11 protein-coding genes and 1 pseudogene are annotated in these 13,652 nt (G+C 39.6%); 6 read left to right on the top strand and 6 right to left on the bottom strand.

Annotated elements, in window-relative coordinates; all coding sequences use genetic code 11:
• Nucleotides 1-123 precede the first annotated feature (123 nt).
• From EP737_RS15765 to EP737_RS15750, 4 genes are all read left to right on the top strand, one after another.
• Complete coding sequence (locus EP737_RS15765) at nucleotides 124-1,296, top strand: MFS transporter (RefSeq protein WP_129728930.1); 1,173 nt, start codon at nucleotides 124-126, stop codon at nucleotides 1,294-1,296.
• Between the two features lie 53 nt (nucleotides 1,297-1,349).
• Complete coding sequence (locus EP737_RS15760) at nucleotides 1,350-1,955, top strand: aldo/keto reductase (RefSeq protein WP_246040279.1); 606 nt, start codon at nucleotides 1,350-1,352, stop codon at nucleotides 1,953-1,955.
• A 567-nt stretch (nucleotides 1,956-2,522) separates the two neighbouring features.
• Entirely contained in the window at nucleotides 2,523-3,269 is a 747-nt protein-coding gene (locus tag EP737_RS15755; protein ID WP_129728929.1) for a formylglycine-generating enzyme family protein, read from the top strand.
• Nucleotides 3,270-3,568: 299 nt separating this feature from the next.
• Complete coding sequence (locus EP737_RS15750) at nucleotides 3,569-4,231, top strand: O-methyltransferase (RefSeq protein WP_129728928.1); 663 nt, start codon at nucleotides 3,569-3,571, stop codon at nucleotides 4,229-4,231.
• 243 nt (nucleotides 4,232-4,474) lie between these two features.
• Here EP737_RS15750 and EP737_RS15745 read toward each other — a convergent pair.
• A pseudogene (locus EP737_RS15745) lies at nucleotides 4,475-5,515 on the bottom strand (alkene reductase); the annotation flags it as partial.
• A gap of 298 nt (nucleotides 5,516-5,813) precedes the next feature.
• Complete coding sequence (locus tag EP737_RS15740) at nucleotides 5,814-6,608, bottom strand: sugar phosphate isomerase/epimerase family protein (protein ID WP_129728926.1); 795 nt, start codon at nucleotides 6,606-6,608, stop codon at nucleotides 5,814-5,816.
• A gap of 32 nt (nucleotides 6,609-6,640) precedes the next feature.
• Here EP737_RS15740 and EP737_RS15735 point away from each other — a divergent pair, with 32 nt between their 5' ends.
• Nucleotides 6,641-7,018: a LysE family transporter gene (locus EP737_RS15735; RefSeq protein ID WP_246040278.1), complete on the top strand. Its 378-nt coding sequence runs from the start codon at nucleotides 6,641-6,643 to the stop codon at nucleotides 7,016-7,018.
• A 171-nt stretch (nucleotides 7,019-7,189) separates the two neighbouring features.
• Here EP737_RS15735 and EP737_RS15730 read toward each other — a convergent pair whose 3' ends face one another.
• Complete coding sequence (locus EP737_RS15730; RefSeq protein WP_129728924.1) at nucleotides 7,190-8,053, bottom strand: LysR family transcriptional regulator; 864 nt, start codon at nucleotides 8,051-8,053, stop codon at nucleotides 7,190-7,192.
• Nucleotides 8,054-8,372: 319 nt separating this feature from the next.
• On the opposite strand from EP737_RS15730, the gene EP737_RS15725 reads away from it, so the two are divergent.
• Nucleotides 8,373-9,602 carry an MFS transporter gene (locus EP737_RS15725; RefSeq protein ID WP_129728923.1) on the top strand — a complete coding sequence of 410 codons (1,230 nt, stop codon included), beginning with the start codon at nucleotides 8,373-8,375 and terminating at the stop codon, nucleotides 9,600-9,602.
• A 134-nt stretch (nucleotides 9,603-9,736) separates the two neighbouring features.
• Here EP737_RS15725 and EP737_RS15720 read toward each other — a convergent pair whose 3' ends face one another.
• From EP737_RS15720 to EP737_RS15710, 3 genes are all read right to left on the bottom strand, one after another.
• Nucleotides 9,737-11,575, bottom strand: coding sequence for a DHA2 family efflux MFS transporter permease subunit (locus EP737_RS15720; protein ID WP_129728922.1), 1,839 nt, complete (start codon nucleotides 11,573-11,575; stop codon nucleotides 9,737-9,739).
• Nucleotides 11,576-11,587: 12 nt separating this feature from the next.
• Entirely contained in the window at nucleotides 11,588-12,241 is a 654-nt protein-coding gene (locus EP737_RS15715) for an HlyD family secretion protein (protein WP_129728921.1), read from the bottom strand.
• A 377-nt stretch (nucleotides 12,242-12,618) separates the two neighbouring features.
• Nucleotides 12,619-13,128: a MarR family winged helix-turn-helix transcriptional regulator gene (locus EP737_RS15710; RefSeq protein ID WP_129728920.1), complete on the bottom strand. Its 510-nt coding sequence runs from the start codon at nucleotides 13,126-13,128 to the stop codon at nucleotides 12,619-12,621.
• Nucleotides 13,129-13,652: the final 524 nt, after the last annotated feature.

Below are 13,652 nucleotides of genomic sequence, written 5' to 3'. Positions count from 1 at the left end.
AATAGCTTTAAATGAAGTGATTTTTCGCCCAACAGTAGCCCTGATGTAATGCTACATGAGGGCTTTTCCTCATAATAAAGGAGTTGTTTCTGGAAATTTATAGAGGGGTGAAAAGAAATAAATATGAAAAACACCTGGAAAATATACATGCTGGCCTTGATTACCTTCATGGTGAGTACATCGGAGTACGTTATTGCAGGTATTTTGGATAAAGTTGCTGCCTCCAATAATGTTTCGGTATCGGTGGCAGGGCAATTAATCACCGTATTTGCTCTTGCCAATGCGTTCGGATCGCCACTTGTCGTGATGGCGACGACAAAAATGAATCAGCGAAAGTTATTAATGCTTTCGCTTGTTTTAATGGTGCTCGGTAGCCTTATGACAATCACTCTTCCTGGCTTCGGTTTTCTAATCGTCTCACGCATTGTACTTGCTTTAGGAAGTGGCGTTTTTGCCATTGCTGCCAAAACTGCAGCAGCCAAATTAGCTCCCCCAGAAAAACAGGCAGGGGCTATCGGCACAGTTATACTTGGGTTTAGTGCTGCCATCATCATCGGTGTACCACTTGGCCGTGTTATAGCTACCGCTTACGATTGGAAGATAATCTTCGTGGGCATCGGTGTTCTTAGTCTACTAGCAATCTTTGTTATCATGCGGACGATTCCTGCCACAAATAACAAGGAGGTAGTTCCTCTAAGCAAGCAACTCTCTTTTTTAAAGAACCCAAAAATTTTAATGGGGCTTGGTGTAACGTTCTTTTGGCAGTTAGGATATGGAGTAATGTATTCCTATATTGCCCCCTTCCTGTTAAGCGTAACAGCAATGAGCGGACGAGAAGTGAGCGGCGCTTTGTTTGCCTTCGGTATCGCTACCTTAATAGGTTCCAAGTTTGGTGGATTCATGACGGATCGGATTGGTAACCCCAGAACCCTTGTCGGCGGTTTGGTTGTCCACGTTATAGCTTTAGTGTTGCTATCTACTATCGCTAATTCAACCTTTGTCGTCATTCCGCTGCTTATGCTATGGTCTTTCTCGGCATGGTCGTCTGGCCCAGGTCTCCAATATAACCTGATCTGGCTTGCTCCAGAAGCTTCAGGAATCATGCTTAGCCTATATGGCTCCTTCATACAGTTGGGCATAGCTGCAGCTGCTGGAATTGGAGGTATTGCAGTAAAAAGTACATCAATTCTTGCAATCAGCTGGATCGGGGCTACATCAGTCGCAATTGCTGCCATTATTGCTGCGATTTCATTTAGCATTAATAAAAAAGTGGCAAAGTATAAGAATGTCGTTTAAAAACGGATTATATTGATTTTTATTTTGTTCATGACTTTGATCATAATACGCCAATGGAAGAAACCCTTCGTGCACTTGACGACTTGCAACGGCAAGGAAAGATTCTCTACCCTGCTGTGAGTAACTGGGCGGCATGGCAAATAACTAAAGCATTAGGCATTTCTGCAAAAGAACAACTTGCCCGCTTTGAATTAATCCAACCGATGTATAATCTAGTTAAACGTCAAGCCGAGGTGAAAATTTTGCCGATGGCTGCTTCCGAACAAATTGGGGTAATTACTTACAGTCCTCTAGGAGCTGGACTTCTTACAGGTAAATATGGAGTCAACAAACGTCCTGAACATGGCAGGATTGTAGATGAGGCCCGCTATGGTGACCGTTACGGTGCCGATGAAGATTTTGTTACGGCTGAACAGTTCACCAAATATGCACAAAAACATGATGTAAAACCTGCAACTTTAGCAGTTGCTTGGGTAATGGCTAATCCCGCTGTTACTGCCCCTATCATTGGTGCACGTAATTTAAACCAGTTGGAAGATTCGTTAGCAGCTGCCGATTTTAAATTGACACCTGAAATGTATAGTGAAATTTCACGTTTGTCAAGAACACCAACTCCAGCAACTGACCGAGGAGAAGTATTAACTGGTAAATGGTCGTAGGACTAACAAACTGAGTTCCTTGTTCTATTAATATCGTGGGAGAACTAGAGGGTGTACAAACTGCACCCTTCTCTTTTTATCTCCCTTTCACTAATCTGATCCATTAGTTTAAGTGTAATACTTTACATTCAAATAAAATATTTTCATCATCTTCAAGTTAATCTTCCACAACCTGCCTCCTTTAATGGAATGATATGATTGGCATTTTTAAAGGAATGTATTATTTTTTAGCCAACTTTATTGTCACTTAACATCCATTTGAATGCAATTTATCTCTTAAAGTCACATACGAAACTAAGAATGAAATTCATGTGTTCAGAAAATAATGACTTTCTGAACACATATGTCGGTAATAATCCTTGAACGGAGAGTTTAAGGAGAGAAGATCATGTCTTATTCGTTATCCAACAAACGAGCCATATTCCTGAATAGACCTCCAAACACAACTGGATATTTATATTAATATTGGTATGAGATTGTGAAGAAATACTTAAACAATACTCCTTAAAAGCTACCTTAATATAAAGGTCGTGTCTAATATCATTAATTCAAGACTAGGAGAGGACAATGTTAGCTAACTTAAATGACTACTTAAAAGATTTAATGGTGTATATTCCTGAAGGAGAAATCCGCCTACGGGATTTTCGAAACGAGCAAAAATGGATGAGTTCAAACTATAAATTTGGAATGCCGGGTATGAGAAAAAATTTAAAGGCAGTTAGTTGGAATGTTGAGATTAAGCCATTTTATCTTGCCAAATATACGGTGACAGAAGAACTTTATGCCATTATTATAGAGAAGAAATTTTTAACAACAACTGAGGCTCGAAAACCAGTTGTTAATGTTTCATGGATAGATGCAGTGAATTTTTGTAATTTACTATCTGATGCGCTCGGTTATGACAAGTTTTATGATTTTGATAATGAAAGTAAATTAGTTATTTGCAATTATACTACTAATGGTTTTCGTTTACCGACAGATGCTGAATGGCAATACGCATGTAAGGCAAAATCAACAGGATATCGGTATGGTGAAATTGATGAAATCGCTTGGTATAAAGATAATTCTAACGAACGAGTACACGAAGTTGGTGAGAAAAAGCCTAATGATTGGGGCTTTTATGGCATGATCGGAAATGTTTGGGAATGGTGCTGGGACTTATACGATGAAGCGACATTTGGTAACTACAGAATAATTCGCGGAGGAAGTTGGGCAGAAGAAGAACGTGGATGTGGAGCTACTTGTCGTCGAAAGAGTATGCCTGATTTTTATATCGATGATATCAGCTTTAGAATTGCTAGATCAATCGTTTAATAATTTGAAATTCTGAATTGATATATTATCAGGAATATAAGGAAGTTTACATGGTTCATGGAATCCAAAAGACGGTGTGAGAGGATAATTTCGTTTAAAGTATCTGAGTACTTTTCTGCAATATCTTACGTAGGTAGCTAGGAGGCTCTTAATAATGTTGAACGATCTTCCATTAAAGGACGCTGCTCTTTAAGAACACGTCCTTTTTTGAAAAGATAAAGAGTACTGAACTAATAACTGGAATAATAGAATAATTACAATTGGAGATAGATGCTATTACCAAAAAGGGGGGGAACGCTATGAATATTTCTTTATGGAATGATGTAGATATTTATTTTAGCAGTAAACTTCAAAAGTCAGATCCAATTATGAATTCAATTCTGAAAGCAAATGCAGAAGCAGGGTTACCAGCTATTGATGTGTCACCTAATCAGGGAAAGTTACTTTACTTGCTTGCCAAGCTTAAAGGAGCAAAGAATATCCTTGAAATTGGTACTCTTGGCGGCTATAGCAGTGTTTGGCTCGCACGTGCATTACCAGAGGATGGACATCTCGTAACACTTGAATTTAGTGAAAAACATGCAAAAGTGGCAAATGAGAATATAAAAAACGCAGGATTAGAGAATCAAATTGAAATCATGGTAGGTCCAGCGCTTGGAACTCTTCCAATCCTAAAAAAGAGACTCTTAAGCTTCGATCTCATTTTTATTGATGCAGATAAACCAAACAACCCAGAATATTTGAAATGGGCGCTAGAACTATCAAAACCTGGAACAGTTATCATTACAGATAACGTAGTACGTAATGGAAAAGTAATTGAAGATGACCCTGAAGAATCAAATGTGCAAGGGATTCGTCAATTTATTAACTTGTTATCAGAGGAGTCACGCATTGATTCAACAGCCATTCAAACTGTAGGTGTAAAAGGATATGATGGGTTTGCTCTGGGGGTTGTAAAATAGCTGAACCAACTAATAAAAGCTCAAGGGTTCTTCTATAATCGAGCACGTTTGTGGAAAAAATATATTAAAAGGCCCAATTTCTCAATTTAATGCTGAGAAATTAGGCTTTTTTCATTACTTCAGAAAAGCGCTCTATTCTTAAATAAAAAACAAGCGTTGTCTTATCATAAGACGCACTTCTTATTTAGGAATGGCACCTGTTATACGATTTATGAAACAACCGCTTTTAAGAAACCAACAGGACTAAATTAATTCCTGCAGATGAGTTTTCGCATCATACAGAATAATTTCTTCTTCTTTTTCCACTCGATGAAGAAAGTTTGGATTGGAAATTAATGGACGTCCAAAAGCGGCAATATCAATCGTTCCTTCTGTTATTGCTTGTTCGGCTGTTTCAGCATCTAAATCTCCGACTCCGACAATAACTCCATCCCAATATTTACGGACGAGCTGATGCATTGTTTTTCCATCGGCAATTGTTTTGGTAAATTCCATGGTTGACGGATGAATCATTGTTATACCAACCTCTTTGAAGGCTTCAATAAAAGTTTGAATCGCTTCCTCCGGATCTTCCCACATGTAATCCGGTCGGTCGATTTTTAATGCTGAAAATCGAATGAGTGTACGATTAGCTCCCACTGCATCAATAACTTCCTTTAAGACTTCTTTCATAAATGTTAGTCTGCCTGCAAGATCTCCTCCGTATCTATCTGTACGGTGATTGGAAACATCTGAATTGAATTGATCAATTAAATATCCGTGGGCACCATGCACTTCAACTCCGTCAAAACCTGCTTCAATTGCATTTCTTGCAGCTTGTGCATATTGGCCGATGACTTCTTTAATATCGTCGATACTCATTTCTTCAGGTATATCAAAAGGTTTTCCAAATCGTGATACTTTTCCTTCCGCTCGTATAGCTGATGGTGCCTGTGGTGGTAGATTGTCAGCAATCTCATGATGACTTGCTCTTCCAACATGCCAAATTTGTGCGATGATCGTTCCACCTTCTCGGTGCACCGCTTCAGTTACCTTCTTCCAGGCATTAATTTGATTTTGAGTATACAGCCCCGGAACACCAGGGTTACCTTTTGCGCGAGGACTAATGACAATACCTTCAGTAATAATTAGACCAATTCCATCCGCTGCACGTCGACGGTAATATTCCACGACATCTTCACCAACAACTCCTGTTTGAACATCAGCAAAGCAGCGTGTCATTGGTGCCATGGCTGTTCTTGTACGCAACTTCCACGCACCTATGGTTACAGGTTCAAAAAGCTTATGGATCGTCGTATGTGCCATTATGATCTCCTCCTGATTGTTTCTTATTAATTTTCATCAGCTAACTTTAAGTAATAGCTACGTTACATAGGATAACGGTATTTAGAAAAAATTACAAATTATATACTTACTCAAAAAAGCTGATGCTTAGTTTAAAAAATATTCATTGTAATATTTTTATATTTACTGTTATGTATGTTACATCCATTCTTCAGGAGTCATTTCTGAGACGGCCTCTTCTTAGAAAAAGGGTCGTAAGTCACCATATGAACTTACGACCCTTGAAACTCCCCCTATTCTAACCTAAACCAATTTTCTCTAAGTATCTTCGCGTTCTTTTTAATATCGGAAAAGGTTTATCAATCGGTGCTGGATACATATCTTGTTCCACAATGACCCAACCTTTAAAATCCACTTCCTTTAGTACTTCTGAAAATTGGATCATGTCAATAACTCCTAATTCAGGCTCCACCATAATATCTTCACTAACGGCTTTTGCAAATGACCAGTTTTCCTGAAGCATCTTTTCCCGAACCTTCATATCACAGTTTTTAAGATGCAGATACGAGATACGCTTGTAATGTTTTCGCATAAATGCAACTGGGTTACCACCCACATAAGCATGATGGCCTATATCAAAACAAAGATTAATATCGGTATCTTCTAGAAGGCGCTCCATTTGAGTCTCTGTTTCAACATGAGTTTGAGCATGAGGATGAAAAACAACTTCTAAATCATAGTTTACTTTTGCATAGTCCCTTATCCTGATAATATTTTTAACGAAACTTTCCCATTCAGCATCATTTAAATCTTGTGGTCTTATTAATTTGCCGGTTACTAAATCTGTGTAGCAAGCATCAATTAATACAATATACTTCGCACTTTCGAATTGAACTTGTACGGATGCCAGTTGATCAAGCAATGAAATCATTGCATTAGTGGTACTATCAGAAGTAAGATCATCCATTAAGGTGGTAGCAACAAGCTCCAAATTTCTTTGTTGTAGTTCGTCTTTTAATCTAGTATATTCCTTAGGAAAATATCCCCATGGTCCTAATTCAATACCCGAATATCCTTGGTGTAGTAACCTCATTGTTAACAACAAGCCTTTATCACTGGATTCCCATGATAGAACCTTACTTTAAAATAGTTGGCGCAGCATATTTACTGTATCTGGCATGGCAAATAGCTTTCTCTACGAAAAGTAATAATGATGCTGCTCACGGCCAGTCTTCCTTTTTATCAGGACTGCTTTTCCAAGTTCTCAATATAAAAAGTATCTTGTATTTCTTAACGGCAATGTCAACTTTCATACTTCCTTATCATAATTCAAATGTAGCTGCGCTCTCTTTGATGTCTGCAACAATCCTAATAGGTTGTGCAGCATTATTATTGTGGTCTATATTCGGTGCGACTTTTAAGAAGATATTTTTAAAATACGATAAGTTAGTAAATACGATAATGTGTTTGTTACTTGTTTATTCTGCCATTGCAATTTTATAAGAGAAAGACCCGTCTTTTATAGGAAAGACAGGTCTTTCTCTTGCAATTTTTTACATAAGCCTATAAAAATGCCCTCCAAATTAGCTGGAGGATACTGCTTGTTCACATAATTCTCGAAAGCAGAAAAAGGCTATTTATTGCTGCACAACTGACAATGAGGACCAAAGCTTATTAAGTATGAAAAAGCTCCAAAAAATGCCTAGCTGGGGTTGATAGATGTCCGTTCTTCATCCAAATGATTACTGTTCTTGTTATAAGCGACTCTTCCTTTATCTCTCTGAAATGAAGCTTCACATCTTGTTCTAATGAGATCATGTCTCTCGGTATGATTACTATTCCCATTCCGATACTTGCCCATTTTAGCATGGATCTCGTATTATCTGCCCTGCATATAACCCTCGGTTCAAAACCAGCCTTTCTGCAAGCTTCTTCAATGTTATTCGCATATCTATTATGCATAAGCAATGGCTTGCCTTCAAGCGCTGTCAAGTCTAAGTATCCCGTATCATCATTCCAGAATAAGTCCAATGCGCCAGCTACCATCGGTTCATCTGATAAATTAATGGATGAGAATGTATCTTGATTGAATGGTGTACGGATAATCCCAATTTCTACGACCCCACCCTTAAGTAGCTCAACAATTTCAAATGTAGTATTCTCCCTTATCCGGAAATCAACGCCAGGATATTTTTCATGAAAGATCTGTATTTCAGCTGGCAGTAATGCTGCTCCCGCTGAAGAGATTGTGCCTATGGAAAGTGTCCCTTGAAGTCCCTCTTTCAAATCTTTGAATTCCTTTGTTGTTTTTTCCATAAGCTCTATAATCTGTTTCGCCCGATTCTGGAGAAGCCGTCCTGCATCAGTAATCTGTATTTTACGTGTACTCCTTTCCATTAGCACTACTCCGAGCTCTTCCTCCAACAGTTTAAGCTGCTGACTCAACGGCGGCTGAGCTATATGGAGTCTTTCTGCTGCTTTTGTAATATTGCCCTCTTCAGCAATTGCCAAAAAATATGCGAGTTGTTTTATATCCAAAATCAAACACCCCTGATCGATTTATACTTTTATAATATAAATGTTATACGAAATATATATTTTTAGTATATATGATACCTTGCTAAACTGATATTAGAACATGTTGAGTTTTATTTATTATCAAATCTTTTATCAGGGCGATGCTTTGGAAGAATGATACTGGACTCAAATACCTATTTTTTACCATTTTCATTTTCATTGAGTAACACAAATTGGGGTGGGACATATCAAATGCGTTACTAAGTTAACGAAAATTTTTTGCGCAATTAACCAAAATCTTTTTTGGCGGAATTTCATTAGTAAATAAGGAGTATGAGCAATGAATTATATTCAGCGTAGAACAAGTACATTTAAGAAAGTCAATTTAGCTTTATTTGCAGGCGGGTTTAGTACTTTTGCCATCCTATGGGGAACGCAGCCTTTGCTTCCTGAGATTTCGAGGGAATTTCAAGTTTCGCCGGCTGTTTCAAGCTTAACCGTGTCATCCACCACCATTGCTCTAGCGATTAGTATGTTAATTTCCGGTTCTTTATCAGAGGTATTTGGACGTAAACCGGTCATGACTCTATCTTTGGCTTTATCGTCGATTCTTTCCATTTTAACGTCATTTACGCCAAATTTTCATTTACTACTAGCAGGCAGAATATTAGAGGGAATCGCACTGGCTGGACTTCCAGCTGTTGCAATGGCTTATTTAGGTGAGGAGATTGAGCCCCAGAGCTTAGGAATGGCAATGGGATTATACATTAGCGGGAATTCGATTGGCGGTATGTCCGGACGTATCATTAGCGGAGTTTTAACTGATTATATGAATTGGCATGCAGCACTAATAGGGATTGGACTGATTAGTTTGCTTTCAAGCTTTATTTTTTGGTTATTACTTCCTCCATCCTCCCATTTTGAATCACAAAAATTTGAGATGAAACAACTAGTAAGCTCGTTGTTTAGCCAATTCAAGGAGCCTGGGCTTATTTATCTACTTATCATTGGTTTTTTGCTAAGTAGTAGCTTTGTATCTTTATACAACTATATTGGATTTCAACTTATTGAACCACCCTATAACTTAAGTCAAACATTAGTGGGATTTATTTTTATCGTATATATGGTTGGTACATTTAGTTCTACGTGGATGGAAATGCTAGCTGATAAGCATGGGAAAAGAAAAATCTTGCAGTTTTCGCTGTTTATCTTATTGATCGGGGGATGCATTACATTAGACACAAATATATGGTTGAAAATTTTGGGGATTGCGATTTTTACCTATGGCTTTTTTGCAGGCCATTCCATTGCAAGCAGCTGGGTTGGAAAAGTGGCTACTCACGATAAAGCACAAGCTGCCTCACTATACCTATTTTTCTACTATGCCGGTTCAAGTGTTGGCGGAACTGTAAGTGGCACACTCTATAGTAACTTTGGATGGAGTGGAGTTGTCTCCATGATTGCCATTCTTACTATTATTTCAATCACGGTTTCTATTCGTTTAGCAATGATTGCAACAAGCAGATCAAAGTTTTCTTCTCCGCTAAACAATATCAAGAAAACCCTTTGAACCACCCACTACTTCCTTCACATGTAACCAAAAGCCATGTTCCTGTAGAAAGAACATGGCAATCAGTAGAGAGATGCAGTACTTAATCCAGGTAGAGTAGCTTTTCCTAGAATTCTTGTATGCTTCCCATTTTTCTATTTTTTCACAACCTGCCTTTTAGAGGATTGCAAGAAAAGTGACAAAACAAGGGCAAGTGCAGAGGCGATCGTTGCCACCCAGAAGGCATCATTCACCCCAGCCACAGTAGAAAGCTTCATTACCTGCCCATACAGCATAGATGTTTCCAGAGCCCCTGCTGTCTGCGCTGGAACATGCGCCAGTGCGGCCAAACCTTGCCCTGTCTGTGTAAAGCTTGTATACAGCACCGGGTTCGCTGCGGTTACTTCATTGGCGTAATCTGCTGCATGAAATGTGGTTTGCTGTGTCATCACAGTAACCAGAAGGGCTGTTCCAACGGATCCTGCTACCGAACGCAATGTATTTTGCGCCGCTGTTCCGTCCGAAATTTGACTCATCTTCAGAGCGTTCATCCCGGCAGTCATGATGGGCATCATCAGGAAAGCCATTCCAAAGGAACGTAACGTATACATCCACATAATATACGTGTAGGATGTGTCCATGGAAAGCTGTGTATATTCATAGGTACTGTATGTCATAATTAGCAGTCCAAAAATCGCTAACGGACGAATTCCATATCGGTCAAACAGCTTTCCTGCAACTGGTCCCATGAATCCCATCAGCAAGGAGCCGGGAAGCAGCAATAAGCCTGATTCCAGCGCTGTAAATCCACGGATGTTTTGTAAATACACCGGAAGCAGCAACATGCCGCCGTACATGCTTACCGTAATGATGATATTAATCAACAGGGTAAAGGAAAATACCGGAACTTTGAAAACTGTCAGATCGATCAGCTTCGTTTCTGCCCTCAATTCCCACAGGATAAAGAAGATAATCCCGATTACACCGAGCAGCAGCATACTTACAACCTCGGCACTGCCCCAGCCTTTGGCACCGGCCTCACTAAAGCCGTACAAGAGAGTACCCAAACCAAGAGTGGAAGCCCCCGCGCCAACCGTGTCAAACTTCGGTTTTGACAGCGGCTGTACGAGGTTAAAGAAGCGCAGTGCTACAAAAAAGATAATCAAACCAAGAACAAACATCCCGTAAAACATGATATTCCACGTATAGTTTTGCACAAGCCAGCCGGCAATCGTAGGCCCGATAGCCGGTGCCAGAATGAGCGCGACACCGAGTAAGCCCATAGCCACACCGCGTTTTTCAGGAGGAAAGAGCATCAAGAAAATATTCGATCCAACTGGCATGAGAATACCAGCACCGACTGCTTGAATGGTACGGCCTGTCATCATGATCGGGAAATTGGTTGCCACAGCACTAACAACGGAACCAACTGTGAAAAATAGTATCGCAGCTAAAAAGAGCCTTCGATACGTAAATGTCTTCACTAAATAGACGCTAATGGGAACTAAAATTCCGTTCACAAGCATAAATCCAGTGGACAACCATTGAGCAGTAGTAGCGGATATGCTGAACTCATTGATGAGCTCTGGCAGCACAATGTTAATAACGGTCTGGTTTAAAATAGAAATGAACATACCAACGACCAAAATGACCAGCATCACACCTGTATTTGCGGGAGATTTACCGGCTTCCATCTGTACTCCTTCTCGTGCCTCCCCTTCCCGCTTCGGCAGAGGGACTTTCTCCACTTCCACTTCTACTTTTTCTTCTACTTCCCCCGCTACTGTAGCTGCGCTTTGCAGTACCTGCATGGAAGAGGAATCACTATCTTCTGCCCGTTGATCTACTGTTTCTTCAACAGGTTGATTCCCTGCTATCTGTTCACTCTCATCACCGACTGGCTTTATGTCCCGTTTACGACGAAACACCATATTAACAACAGCAAATATAATGGCACAAACAACAGCATATGCAGCAATTACTGTCGAGGACATACAACCTCCCCCTTACTTATGAATACGGACTGACACGTTCATCCCAGGCACGATATTCACAGATTTTGTATGATCTAAAGCAATTCTTACTGGAACGACCTGTGTTACCTTCGTATAGTTTGCTGTTGTACTTCCAGATGGAATTAGGGAGAAGGTATTTGCTGTTGTCAAACCAACTTGATCAACTGTTCCCGTCAGTGTTGTGTTTGGAAATGCATCTACGTACACATCTACATCCTGACCGTTTTTCACGTCATCAATGTCTGTTTCTTTAATATTTGCTGTTACATATAGGCTGTTCATGTCATAGGCATAAGCCAATGGAGAACCTGCACTAACAAACGCATTTTCGCTTGCACTTGCTTGAACGAGTGTCGATCCTACTGGCACTGTCACATCAACCTGCTGAGCAGTTGTACCACTGCTTGTTAAAACGGAACCTACCTTATCGCCCGCACTGTATGCCTTCCCCGTTGAAGCGGTCCATTCCACAAGCTTTCCTGATACTGGGGCTGCGATTGCAATTGCCTTTCCATCAATTTTGGCATTATCTGTTGTTAAATAGCTTTGTGCTTGATTGTAGTAATAGTAGCCAAGGAATCCCCCTCCAACTAATACAAGCAAAGTGACAATGTTTACTACGATAAGTCTTCGAAACTGATTCATTCATCCTCTTCCTTTCTGCCCTCTTTGATTTCTATTGTAAAAACAGTCTATCTCTCGCAGAAACATTACAATTGTTCCTATAAGATTTAAAAGCTAAAGACTGTTGAGACACCGTTATCTTTCTGATCAAGAGTCCTTTTATAAGGTTATACATCGCAACTCCAATTGACCGATATGTATAAAAGTCGGTCTAACGGATCCTTTTGCTTTGAGATTCATAGTAAAAACAATGCTAAAACCATCCAGCAAAAAATGAATTGGATAGTACGGTGCCGAATTACACAGTTATACGGAGGTGTATAGTACGGAACCGAATTATATGGCAATACGGAGGCATGAAACCTCATTCATAGCGTTCCGTATTTAACCCAACCATATCATGTAGGAAACACGTTATGATCCTTTGCATACTGTAAGCCACCCTGGATTTTCTCCAGTAGATCCATCAAAAGCAACTGTTCCTCTTTGGTCATCTTCGAGAAAATATTTGTAATATGGGTACTATAAAGAGGAGCCAATGTACCCACGATTTGCTGACCTTTTTCTGTTAGATGAATTGCTGTTTTTCTTCGATCCTCAGAAATGCTCCTTCTAATAAATTCATCCTTTTCAAGCCCATCCAGCAAACCTGTTATGGTGGAACGAGTGACTCCTGCATAATCAGCTAACTCTGAAGGATTCAGAGGGCGCTCCTGCTTCAACAAAATTGCCAGGATTTTAAACTTTCGGTCTGAGAGACCAAAGTACGATAGCTTGGAAGTCAGTTCATGTTGTACCTCATGTGTGACCCGCAGTAACTGAATCAATACATCAGACGGTTTATCTGGAGCCGACATAATCATCTGTTTCATATTGGATTCAATGCCTGGCTGCATGTTTTCCTTCATATATTTCACCTTCCAATATCATAAGTAACCTTATTGTACGGTACCTTATTAATTGCCGTCAAGATTTCTGCTAAATTTTAAAAGGGTCTGTATGAAATACTAACGGCAAAACGCGGATATTGTCCACTACCTGTTAGCTTAGTAATATCTCGATAATGTCCCCTTTCAGTTGAAGAACCTCAGGGGGACCATACTTTGTGTACACAATTGCCTTCATTTTATCCCCCTTCAATTCTTTATATTTATGAACATCTACGAATAAATAGAATAATATTTTTTCGCACCATAACCTAAATTTTGGTAGACTCCAGAATGTAACTATGAAATAAATACCTAAAAACCCTATCCATAATCTGGAAAGCTTTTTAAGATAACCTTATTCATTTGATAGAAAGGACTTCTATCAGCCTCATCCTTAGCACAAGCCCCACCTATGCTTTGTACTGCTGGCAGCCACGCGTACCACCCAACCTAATTGCTAATTTAGCATTAGGTTGTAAATAGCTCTTTGATTACTTGTAAAA

Source organism: Ectobacillus funiculus (assembly GCF_004138295.1).
In the GTDB taxonomy this organism is placed as follows: domain Bacteria; phylum Bacillota; class Bacilli; order Bacillales; family Bacillaceae_G; genus Ectobacillus; species Ectobacillus funiculus.
This window is presented reverse-complemented; position numbering and strand designations above follow the sequence as displayed.

Excerpts from the sequence above, each read along its gene's own strand:
- EP737_RS15720 (WP_129728922.1), bottom strand. The coding sequence starts at position 11,575 with ATGTCCTCGACAGTAATTGCTGCATATGCTGTTGTTTGTGCCATTATA.
- EP737_RS15735 (WP_246040278.1), top strand. The coding sequence starts at position 6,641 with ATGATAGAACCTTACTTTAAAATAGTTGGCGCAGCATATTTACTGTAT.
- EP737_RS15725 (WP_129728923.1), top strand. The coding sequence starts at position 8,373 with ATGAATTATATTCAGCGTAGAACAAGTACATTTAAGAAAGTCAATTTA.
- EP737_RS15740 (WP_129728926.1), bottom strand. The coding sequence starts at position 6,608 with ATGAGGTTACTACACCAAGGATATTCGGGTATTGAATTAGGACCATGG.
- EP737_RS15710 (WP_129728920.1), bottom strand. The coding sequence starts at position 13,128 with ATGAAGGAAAACATGCAGCCAGGCATTGAATCCAATATGAAACAGATG.
- EP737_RS15755 (WP_129728929.1), top strand. The coding sequence starts at position 2,523 with ATGTTAGCTAACTTAAATGACTACTTAAAAGATTTAATGGTGTATATT.
- EP737_RS15715 (WP_129728921.1), bottom strand. The coding sequence starts at position 12,241 with ATGAATCAGTTTCGAAGACTTATCGTAGTAAACATTGTCACTTTGCTT.
- EP737_RS15760 (WP_246040279.1), top strand. The coding sequence starts at position 1,350 with ATGGAAGAAACCCTTCGTGCACTTGACGACTTGCAACGGCAAGGAAAG.
- EP737_RS15765 (WP_129728930.1), top strand. The coding sequence starts at position 124 with ATGAAAAACACCTGGAAAATATACATGCTGGCCTTGATTACCTTCATG.
- EP737_RS15750 (WP_129728928.1), top strand. The coding sequence starts at position 3,569 with ATGAATATTTCTTTATGGAATGATGTAGATATTTATTTTAGCAGTAAA.